The organism is Methylobacterium frigidaeris (genome assembly GCF_022179185.1).
Classification (GTDB): Bacteria; Pseudomonadota; Alphaproteobacteria; order Rhizobiales; family Beijerinckiaceae; genus Methylobacterium; species Methylobacterium frigidaeris.
Genome location: NZ_BPQJ01000097.1, coordinates 1 through 7,342, shown reverse-complemented (window position 1 = coordinate 7,342; position 7,342 = coordinate 1). Strand labels below are relative to the sequence as shown.

The window sequence follows — 7,342 nt, the reverse complement described above, 5'->3', positions numbered from 1 at the left end:
AGAGGGCCAGCACAACTGGGCCAAGCATCAATACCCGAACGAGCTTGACCAACGTGCCGACCTGGACACTCAGGGCCGCGACCGGTGCAGTTGCGGCGAGCACCTGCGGGACAGCATAGACGGTCAGGCCCGCCAGCACACCGTATTGCATCGGTGACAGGCCGAGCAGCGGCACCAGGAGCGGCAAGCCGAGAACCACGAGGATGCCGAGCACGGCGGTGAACGCGATGGAGGAAGTGACGTCCTCACCGTCGGCGCCAATCACCGGAGCGGTTGCAGCAATCGCCGAGTTGCCGCAGATCGAGTTCCCGCAGGCGACCAGGATTGCCAACCGCGGGTGCAGGCCCAAGGCGCGCCCGATGCCGTAGCTCGCCGCGATCGCCAATGCGACGACGCCGGCGATGCCGATGAGGAGGCTGGGTCCGGCCGCGAGCAGGGTCGTTAGGCTGAGCGAGGCACCGAGCAGGACTATGGCGACTTCGAGCACCGTCTTGGCGCCGAAGGCTATGCCCGGGAAGAACCGCTGCCCAGGGTTCCAGGCGGTGCGGAGAGCTGTGCCGAGCACGATGGCCAGCACCAGCGCTTCCAGCCAGGCGCGGCCGAACACGCGCTCCTCAGCGGCTTCCAAGCTGATAGCAACGGCAGTGACCAGCAGGCAGAGGCTAAGCTAGGCCAGATGCGACTGACTATCGTCGCGATGGAAGGCGTGGTGGTCTCGCTCGACATAGCGGTCAGCTCCGGGGCAATGACCTACCATCACCGCCTTGAAGCGTTCGATCCAACAGAACCTTTAGATGATTTGAATCTATAATCCAGAACAATTGAGCCGCAGGGGCAATACGTGCAGGCTTGGCGTCTCACGGCACCCCTCAGGTCGGCACGCTGCTACGAGCATGCTGAAGACGCATGATCACCTGGACGGAACATAAAAGCATGATCGTGGCACGGGTCGGTCCGATCAGGTCACCCGGTAGTTCTGCTCCTTCGGCCGCTGCGCGGCCACTTTGGATGATCCTGACGCGTGAACATAGCGATGCGAGGTCCATGCCCTCAGTGCGATGTAGGTTCCCGATCCAAGACCACTTATCAGCATGTTTGATGTAGCATCGAGAACCGAAGCGGGTGTCAGCCGTTGGTAGAACGATCTGATGCGTAGCGATGGGCGTGACTGAGGTTCCGTGGGGTTTTCACGATGGGCTTCGTGAGCATAATGGTACCCCTTGACCTGGATCCCTGTTCGGTTGAACGGGTGACCCTGGCCCAGACGCTCGCCCAGGCATTCTCGGCCCAGCTAATTGGCGTCACGGCATGCGAGGCCCTGCCGCTCCGTCTCTACGGCAAAGGAGCATACATCAACGCCCGTATAGTCCAGGAGGAATTAGAACGCGCCGCACGCGATTTTGCGCGTGTAGAGGCAACCTTCCGCAATCAGACCGCCGACCTCGCCCGCATCGGCTGGCATGCGCAGAGGGGAGATCTAATGGCGACGCTGATGAGGAGGGCGACAGCGGCGGACCTCGTCATTGTAAGCCGCCCGCAGCAGGACGGCGACAGCTGGTGCGATTGCCTTGATCCGGGCGAGCTGATCTTGCGTCTCGGGCGCCCGGTTCTGATCGTGCCAAACGGGATCAGCGCGCTGAGCAGCAGGCGGATTGTTATCGCCTGGAAGGACACGCGCGAAGCCCGCCGGGCCGTGAGCGACGGTCTACCGTTCCTGGCTGCTGCTGAGGACATCTGGATCGTTGCTGTCGATCCTGAAGCCTCTCAGGAAGACACGAGTACAATCGCAGAGTTTCTTGCTCAGCACGGTATCTCACGAATTTCTATGCTCTTTCCCCCAGTATCTGGAACCGTGACCAGAACGATCATTGACACAGCAAGAGAATGTTGTGCCGATCTGATCATTGCAGGAGCTTATGGCCATTCCCGGCTGCATGAACGAGTATTTGGCAGCGTAACTCGTCAGCTCCTCACACAGGCCCCGATCTGCTGCCTCATGTCACATTGAGCCGGCACGGTAGCACTCAGCTGCGTGTCGCTCGCCTAATCCAGCTCAAGGACACCATCACCGCGAAGCGCTCGTCCGGTGTGTCGAAGCTATAGTAGCTCAGTGGCGCTACCTGTACCGCGCCATCGACGAGCATGGCGAGGCGGTCGACTTTCTCCTCACCGCCAACTGCGACCTCGATGCGGCCAAGCGCTTCTTCCGCAAGATGCTGCAGGATCAGCCGCTTCTCGTGCCTGATTGGATCTGCACCGATGGCGTCGGCCCCTATCCGCCGGCGATCGTCGAGAGCCGCAAGGAGGGCCTGCTGCTGTGCGCTCCGACCCACCACGTCACCAAGCACCTGCAGCAAGGGATCGAGAGCGACCACTTCCGGGTGAAGCGGGTCATGCCACGGGTGGGCGGGTTCCGGTCCTTCCACACGGCCCGGCGCACAATCCAGGGCTTCTAAGCCATGCTGTGGATGCGTAAGGGCTTCGGGTTCTCGGGGGTATGGACCAGCCGCGAGCAGAACCACCTGCTCGCGCACTGCTTCAGATTTCCCGTCGCGAACAAAGCATGAAAGCGGTGCGACAGAGGTCCTTTTGCGGCCGATGGCCGAGTTTGCGAGAAGCCCGGATTGCCAGATGAACTACACTGATACCATCACTCGATTTAGCATTCGACTGGTATCAACTAGTTAGGCAGCAGAAAAGACCTGCCGCCAATGTAGGAGTAACATCATATACGCCTCATTCTGCAGGGACGGCAAAGCGTGTGCCCCAGACATTGATCGTGCGCATGACTTGCGGATGAGCGGCGGATGTCGGTGCTGCCGTGGGCGGGCTGGACGCATATGCTCGCTGCGTGCGGCTCATGCCGGGCACTGCGTGCGACACGCTGTACTCGGTCGGTGCGGCGGATAGAGAGCCTGGGACAATGAACTCGTGTCCCCAGGCATTGAAGGCTCGATTTCCCCGGGCAGAGCTCGGTGTGGCAACGAGCGCAAGACCAGCAGCAATCAAAGCTGCATTGGCAATACCAGTGTTCATAGTGATCTCCATCTATTATCCACAACATAACTGCTGTCGGGTTGGTGACGAAGATCTAAGTCTCGAGCGAGCTTCGCTCGATGCCCGCCGGATGCAAGATGATGGCCGTGCGGATCAATCGTGCTTCCGGGCCGGGAAGTCTTGATGCATGGTGCCGCCTCACAGGCTTCGCCCACTCGCCGAGCGACCTGAGTTCGCCGGACCGAGGGAGCCATGACAGAGATCGGCGAGGATGCGCTCAGCGGGTTGGCGCCGCTGCTGCGGGTGCGGCCGCAGCTGGATGACGTCTGCCGTTTCGGCGGAACCTGGGCGGCCGCGCACGAGCCCGAGCCGGCCGGTCAGGCCTACTTCCACATCATCACGCACGGCCGCGCGATCCTCCAGCGCCCCGGGGACGCATCCCTCCCGGTCGAGGCCGGCGACATCCTGCTCCTTCCGCGCGGCACCGCGCACACGATGCGCGACCCCGACCTGAGCGTGCAGGTATCCCTGCCTGTCCTCGTCCGCAACCAGGGCTCACTCCGGTTCAAGACTAGCCTCGGCGTGGAGCCGGAGGTGGAACTGCTCTGCGGCCGCCTGCGCTTCGAGGCGGCGCCCCAGAACCTGATCGTCGCCGCCCTTCCGGATCTCCTCGTCCTGCGCGTCGGCGAGCAGCCGCTGTCGGTGCGCTTTCACCCCCTGCTCGTCGGCATCCGCGAGGAACTTGCCGAGGAGCGGGCCGGCGCACTCGCCATCGCCGAGAACCTCGCCAGCGTGTTGTTCATGCTGATGCTGCGCACCCACCTGGAGGGATCGGCACCGACCGATGGGCTCCTGCGCCTTCTCGGGCAGCGGATCACCGCGCAGGCGGTCCTGGCCATGGTGCGCGACCCAGTCCGGGCCTGGACACTCGACGACCTCGCGGCGGTCGCTGCCGCCTCGCGGGCGACACTCGTGCGGGCATTCCGCAAGGCCGCGGGGGTGCCGCCCCTGGAATTCCTGAGCGAGCTCCGGCTCGGCCTCGCCCGCCACCGTCTGCGCACCGCGTCGGCATCCCTCGACGAGATCGCGGCCGAGGCAGGGTACCAATCGCCGGGCGCTTTCAGCCGCGCATTCCTGCGCAAGTACGGTGTGCGTCCCGGTCGGGTGCGCCAGGAGGCCCTCTCTCCCGGGCCTGATTGATCCGCCCGGCCATCAGCCTGCGCCGCGCCGCCATCGTGGCCGGAGCGGCCCGGGTCTACCTCCTGAGGCACCACGAAGGAGGTCGTCATGTCGATGATGGATTGGAACACCTACCGCCAGCAGATCACGGCCGGCGTCAGCGGTCTGGCGAAGCTCAGCCCCGAGACGGTGCGCGGCTACGGCGCCCTGAGCAGTGTGGGTCAGAAGACAGCGCAGCTCGACGCAAAGACGCGCGAACTGATCGCAGTGGCCATCGCGATCACGCTGCGCTGCGACGGCTGTATCACGGTGCACACCGATGCCGCCCGCAAGCTCGGCGCGACCGAGGCGGAGCTCGCGGAGGCCCTTGGCGTGGCCACCAGCGTCAACGCGGGTGCTGCCATCGTCTACTCGACGCGGGCGCTCGACGCCTTCACGGCCTTGGCCGAGGCCTGAACCCCCATCCGCAAGCTTGAGAAGGAGCCGTGTCATGAACACGCAGATCCGCCGCGTCCTCGGCCTGGTGTCCGGGCCGGGATCGGAGCGCCTCGGCCTCCAGGCCGTGCGCCTCGCTATCGCCCTCGTCTTCCTGTGGATCGGCGCGCTGAAGTTCGCCCCGTACGAGGCGGACAGCATCACGCCGTTCGTGGCCAACAGCCCGATGATGTCGTTCTTCTACGCGCATCCGGACGAGTACAAGGCGCATCTCACCCACGAGGGTGAGCTGAAGCCGGCGGAGCGGGCGTGGCAGGAGCAGAACCGGACCTACGCCTTCTCGAACGGGCTGGGCGCCGTCGAGATCGCCATCGGGCTGCTCACCCTGGCGGGCGTCGTGTCGCGACGCTGGGGCTTGGCCGGGGCGACCCTCGCGTTCCTGACGCCCATCGTCACGCTATCGTTCCTGGCGACGACGCCGGAAGCCTGGGTGCCGGCGCTCGGCGACGGGCAGCACGGCTTCCCCTTCCTGTCGGGAGCCGGGCGGCTGGTGCTCAAGGACGTGGTCCTGCTGGCTGGGGCGTGGCTGGTCCTGGTCGACAGCGCCCGCGCGGCCCTTGAAGCCCGGGCTGCGCCTGAAGACCTTACTGTCAAGCTCGCTCAGCATCCCGTGCTTGGTTCGCGCTGAGGATTTCAGCCACAGGTCCGAGGCTGCCCAAGCGCTTGAAAGCGGACGTTCTAACAGTCGCAATGAATTGGTTGCGACTGTTGGTGGCGGATCCAGAACAGCTTGTTCCATACGCCGGACTTATACGAACTGGTGCGAAGGTCATCAGGGCCGGTGACTTCGAAAGGTCCGCTCTTGGTGTGCGAGCCGCCACCTGGGCGAGCCTGATCGGAAGTCCGGAACTGGCGCAATCCGGCGGCTCGGCATTTATCCGGCGAACCGCCGCATTTCACCCCGAGCGGTTATTCACAGGGTCAAGCTAATTGGGCTCGGGCCGGCTAACTTCCGGAAGGAAGCGCTCAGAAGGCTGTGCGCAGCGCACCCCCGTCGATCGGGATCGTCGTGCCGGTGATGTAGCCCGCCACTTCCGAGGCCAGGAACGCGATCAGCGCGGCGGCTTCACGAGGCTCGCCAAAGCGCCCTGCGGGGATGTTCTGCGCGATGTAGGCTCGGCGCGCCTCCTCCGTCGGATGCAGGCGATCAAGGATCTGGGGCGAGTTGATCCGGCCCGGGGCGACGCAGTTCACGGTGACGCCGCGGCTGGCGAAGGTGGCAGCCGCAGCCTTCGACCAGCTCTCCAGCGCGGCCTTCGCCGGTGTTGCGGCATTGAAGTTCTTTGCGACGACGGCACCCGAGACGTTGACGATCCGTCCCCAGCCCCGCTCCAGCATGGCCGGTGCCAGTGCCTCTGTCAGGCGCCGAGCGGCGAGGAAGTTCAGCCGGAAGCCCTCGTCCCAGGCAGCCTCGTCGTCCCAGGCTTCGAGGGGACGCGAGCCGCCGGCGTTGTTGACGAGAACGTCGATGTGTCTCGCCTCTTCGTGGAGAGCGCGAGCCAGCCGCTGTGGGCCATCCGCCTCCGCCAGATCGGCCGTGAGCACCATAGGCGCTCGCCCGCCGGCAGCGGTGATCGCAGTTGCGAGTTCCTCAAGCGGTGGGAGTGAACGGGCAGACACCACGACTTGTGCTCCCTCCGCCGCGAAGGCCATCGCCGTCGCTCGGCCGATGCCGGTGCTGGCCCCGGTGACTAGGCAGACTTTATCAGTGAGCCGAAGGTCCATCGTTTACTCCCAGGTTTGATCCATTCGGTTCATCGGCAGCACGGGAAGATGCTGTGAGCGGCCTTCGAAAGAAGCCGCCTGCGCAGTTAATTGCGCAGGCCCATGCTGAGACAGCCTACCGAACCTTCGCGTTCGCCTGAGCCCGCGTATGGGACACGCTATAGAGCAACATCCAGTTTCATTGCCGGGTTGCGCTTCTCCCATCCCGACCAGCCTCAGCCGACCCATGGCGGCAACAACTGGGTCCGGCTGGCGAAGCCGGTTGGAACTGCCAGGGCATACCGCACGTGCGGCGCCCAAGGCCCGATCCGACGGGAAGGTATTGATCAGGATCGCGCTCCTCAGCCGATGAACCTCCGTGGCAGCTACGAGAACACCGTGCGCAGCCTGCAAGAGCGCGTGGCCGAACTGGCGCGCGACGATGTGCTCGCGGAGACGATCACTCGGTAGGTGCACGCGGAGCGAAGGCCGCTAAACCCGAGGCTTGAGCGCCGCTTCAAGAATTCCCTCGACCCAGCGTAGTTCGGCATCTGACATCCGAGCGAGTCGAACTGTCAGGCTCGCAAAGGGGCCCCGCCGCATCCCATCGGTGTGGCTCTGGGTCGTGAAAAACTCGGCCGGGTCGACCTCAAGCGCTGCGGCCAGCCTCTCGATTACAGGGAAGCGCGCTCCGGTCCCACCGACCTCGATGCGAGAGATCATATCGACGCTAAGGTCGGCTTTCTCAGCCAAAGCTTCTTGCGTCAGGCCTCGCCGCCGCCGATGCGCAGCTACCAGCAGACCGAACCGCTTGCGGAGATCATCCATCCCACCCCTCCGCGAGAGGGGTAGGCGCGTCGCGACAGGCACATCAGCGACGTCACTTACGCCTTTCAGCTAATTGCGCAAGCTACTGATCGGCCCCCACGAGGTGGTCCAAGTTCAAAGTTAGTGCAGTGTCGGCGTT

Annotated in this window: 7 protein-coding genes and 1 pseudogene; 5 read left to right on the top strand and 3 right to left on the bottom strand. The window is 64.4% G+C overall.

Annotated elements, in window-relative coordinates; genetic code table 11:
• Positions 1–655: YeiH family protein (locus MFF64_RS36105; protein ID WP_238193823.1), on the bottom strand; the 655-nt coding region annotated here is incomplete at its 3' end.
• 537 nt (positions 656–1,192) lie between these two features.
• Between MFF64_RS36105 and MFF64_RS36100 the strand changes: the two genes are divergently transcribed.
• The 5 genes and pseudogenes from MFF64_RS36100 to rclC all read left to right on the top strand — a co-directional run bounded on the left by MFF64_RS36100 (position 1,193) and on the right by rclC (position 5,299).
• On the top strand, positions 1,193–2,008 hold the full coding sequence (locus MFF64_RS36100) for a universal stress protein (RefSeq protein WP_238193819.1): 816 nt from the start codon (positions 1,193–1,195) through the stop codon (positions 2,006–2,008).
• Between the two features lie 100 nt (positions 2,009–2,108).
• Positions 2,109–2,567, top strand: a pseudogene (locus tag MFF64_RS36095) (DDE-type integrase/transposase/recombinase); the annotation flags it as partial.
• 682 nt (positions 2,568–3,249) lie between these two features.
• The gene (locus tag MFF64_RS36090; protein ID WP_238193817.1) at positions 3,250–4,197 is read left to right on the top strand and encodes an AraC family transcriptional regulator; all 948 of its coding nucleotides are present in this window, start codon (positions 3,250–3,252) and stop codon (positions 4,195–4,197) included.
• Positions 4,198–4,284: 87 nt separating this feature from the next.
• The gene (locus MFF64_RS36085; RefSeq protein WP_099900524.1) at positions 4,285–4,632 is read left to right on the top strand and encodes a carboxymuconolactone decarboxylase family protein; all 348 of its coding nucleotides are present in this window, start codon (positions 4,285–4,287) and stop codon (positions 4,630–4,632) included.
• A 34-nt stretch (positions 4,633–4,666) separates the two neighbouring features.
• A complete protein-coding gene (gene rclC / locus MFF64_RS36080; RefSeq protein ID WP_238193815.1) occupies positions 4,667–5,299 on the top strand; it encodes a reactive chlorine resistance membrane protein RclC in 633 nt (210 codons plus the stop codon).
• 338 nt (positions 5,300–5,637) lie between these two features.
• On the opposite strand, the gene MFF64_RS36075 is transcribed toward rclC, so the two are convergent.
• Both MFF64_RS36075 and MFF64_RS36070 read right to left on the bottom strand, forming a co-directional pair.
• Positions 5,638–6,396: an SDR family NAD(P)-dependent oxidoreductase gene (locus tag MFF64_RS36075; RefSeq protein ID WP_273557209.1), complete on the bottom strand. Its 759-nt coding sequence runs from the start codon at positions 6,394–6,396 to the stop codon at positions 5,638–5,640.
• A gap of 471 nt (positions 6,397–6,867) precedes the next feature.
• Positions 6,868–7,203: a helix-turn-helix domain-containing protein gene (locus tag MFF64_RS36070; protein WP_238193813.1), complete on the bottom strand. Its 336-nt coding sequence runs from the start codon at positions 7,201–7,203 to the stop codon at positions 6,868–6,870.
• Between the last annotated feature and the right edge of the window lie 139 nt (positions 7,204–7,342).